Source organism: Acinetobacter sp. RF14B (assembly GCF_006864105.1).
Classification (GTDB): domain Bacteria; phylum Pseudomonadota; class Gammaproteobacteria; order Pseudomonadales; family Moraxellaceae; genus Acinetobacter; species Acinetobacter lwoffii_C.
Genome location: NZ_SMTB01000167.1, coordinates 1 through 2,445 on the forward strand (window position 1 = coordinate 1; position 2,445 = coordinate 2,445).

The following is a 2,445-nucleotide window of genomic DNA, read 5'->3' on the forward strand; positions in this document are numbered from 1 at the left end:
ACTAAAATACCGACTTTTTTAACGTCACTGACCAGTGCTAAACGCCATTGCATGGCATAACGCTCGGCGACATTTGCTGCAAAGGTCTGGAGAATACTCTCTTTACGACTTTGAAGATTATCTAATTAATAGCTCAACCGGACGTTGCTGGAGTTCTGAAATCTATAATCCCTGGCCGGATATCTGTGCCAATGCGCCGTCATCACGGGGTTATACCGATGGTTTCGCAGCACAGCTCATGCTTAAAGATTTGGGCCTGGCCGTCGATGCAGCGCAGCAGGTGGATCAACCAGTTGTACTTGGCAGCATGGTACAAAAACTCTATCAGCAATTGTGTCAGGAAGGGGATGCGCATCTGGATTTTTCTAGCATCATGCATCAATACACCGCGCCACCTGCTTAACACTTAAAAGATTCAGATGAAGCAAGGATTCGCTTCATTAACAGTACCTTGTCAGTAATAACGATAAATTCAGGCTGAGGTTGAACATGTTAGATTATCAAGAAACGATTGAAAATTTTGATTTAGATACAGTGGCAAAACAGTATTTATCCGGTTCGATGCAGGCATTGAACGCCTGTTATGAATGTTGCGACCGCCATGCCGACTCCGATGCAATTGCTTTGCACTGGTACGGTAGAGATGGCCGCAAAGAACAATATAGCTTTCGCGAACTCAAGAAATATTCCAGCCAGTTTGCCAGTTTTCTGAAGTCTCAAGGCATTGGCAAAGGAGACCGCGTTTCCGGATTGTTACCGCGGACTCCAGAGCTAATCATTACCATTTTAGCGACCTGGCGGATTGGTGCAGTGTATCAACCTTTATTTACTGCCTTTGGTCCTAAAGCCATCGAACACCGTATTCAGCTGGCGCAAAGCAAGCTGGTCGTGACTGATCTGGCGAATCGGGAGAAACTCTCCGATCTTAGTGCTTGTCCTACGATCGTCACTGTACATGCCGAAACGCAGGCTGAAACCTATCCGCGAGACCTCAGTTTTTGGACGGTGTTAAACCGTCAGGCTGAAGGTTGTGAACTGGAAATGCTCAGTATCGATGAGCCATTTTTGTTGATGTTTACCTCTGGAACCACTGGACCGGCCAAGCCTCTAAAAGTGCCGCTAAAAGCCCTGATTGCTTTTGCCGGCTATATGCACAATGCCATTGGTCTAACCGAAGATGATGCTTTTTGGAATATTGCTGATCCGGGCTGGGCTTATGGCTTGTACTATGCGATTACCGGGCCTTTATTGCTCGGGCACTCGACTCTGTTTTATGAAGGTGGTTTCAATGCCGAAAGTGTCTGCGACATTGTCAAGGAATATGGCATTACCAATCTGGCCGGTGCGCCGACCGCTTACCGCATGATGATGGCTGCTGATGCTGCTCAGATGGCGCAGCTGCGCGGCAAGTTGCGCGTGGTCAGTAGTGCTGGAGAACCCTTAAACCCGGAAGTGATCCGCTGGTTTAAAGAAGTGCTGGATGTAGCAATTTATGACCATTATGGCCAGACTGAAGTCGGGATGGTGGTGTGCAATCATCATGCACTACAACATCCGGTCCGTTCAGGTTCGGCAGGCTTTGCCAGTCCGGGTTATCGGATTGCAGTCATCGATGAACAAGGTCAGGAACTAGCGATTGATGTTCCGGGCATTCTAGCAGTGGATATCAGTCAGTCCCCAATGATGTGGTTCTCGGGTTATGAAGAAAGTCGCAAATCGCCCTTTATTGGACATTACTATTTAACTGGGGATACCGCGGAAATTCATGCTGATGGCAGTATGAGTTTTGTGGGGCGTAGTGATGATGTAATTACCACCTCCGGCTACCGGGTCGGACCATTTGATGTGGAAAGTGCCTTGCTGGAACATGATGCCGTGATTGAAGCCGCCGTCATTGGCGTGCCTGATCCTGAGCGTACCGAAGTGATTAAAGCCTTTGTAATTCTGGCGAATAACTTTACAGCTTCATCTCATCTGGAAGAGGAACTGGGCCAGTTTGTGAAAAAGCGTTTGTCTGCCCATGCTTATCCACGCCTGATTGAATTTGTCACAGAGTTGCCCAAAACCCCGAGTGGCAAGATTCAGCGCTTCTTACTGCGTAATCAGGAAATCGACAAGCAGCAGGTGAAAACCGCATAAATCAGCCCAAGCCCGCAGATTGAATAAAAATATTGAATAAAGAGATTGAAGGAAGCATCCATGCAATTTACGGAAGAGCAACAACTGATTCAGGATATGGCCAAAAGCTTTGCTCAGGAACAGATTAAACCTTTTGCCAGCGAGTGGGATCAAAAAGGTATCTTTCCTAAACAGACCTTGTCTCAAATGGGTGAGCTGGGTTTTTTAGGTATGCTGATTCCAGAAGAGTGGGGCGGTTCAGGTACAGGCACGCTGGCTTATGTGCTGGCCCTCGAAGAAGTGGCAGCGGCAGATGGTGCAACCTCC

Annotated in this window: 2 protein-coding genes and 2 pseudogenes; 3 read left to right on the forward strand and 1 reads right to left on the reverse strand. The window is 47.8% G+C overall.

Annotated features, from left to right (window positions below):
• Nucleotides 1–125: pseudogene (locus E2K52_RS15785) on the reverse strand (formyltetrahydrofolate deformylase); the annotation flags it as partial.
• On the opposite strand from E2K52_RS15785, the pseudogene E2K52_RS14135 reads away from it, so the two are divergent.
• The 3 genes and pseudogenes from E2K52_RS14135 to E2K52_RS14145 all read left to right on the forward strand — a co-directional run.
• A pseudogene (locus E2K52_RS14135) lies at nt 122–403 on the forward strand (NAD-binding protein); the annotation flags it as partial. The pseudogenes E2K52_RS15785 and E2K52_RS14135 overlap by 4 nt on opposite strands.
• An 86-nt stretch (nt 404–489) precedes the next feature.
• On the forward strand, nt 490–2,139 hold the full coding sequence (locus E2K52_RS14140) for an AMP-binding protein (protein ID WP_151205647.1): 1,650 nt from the start codon (nt 490–492) through the stop codon (nt 2,137–2,139).
• Nucleotides 2,140–2,199: 60 nt separating this feature from the next.
• A partial coding sequence (locus E2K52_RS14145) for an acyl-CoA dehydrogenase family protein (protein ID WP_151205648.1) occupies nt 2,200–2,445 on the forward strand: 246 nt, incomplete at its 3' end.

Coding starts and splice junctions, on each gene's coding strand:
- E2K52_RS14140 (WP_151205647.1), top strand. CDS start 490: ATGTTAGATTATCAAGAAACGATTGAAAATTTTGATTTAGATACAGTG.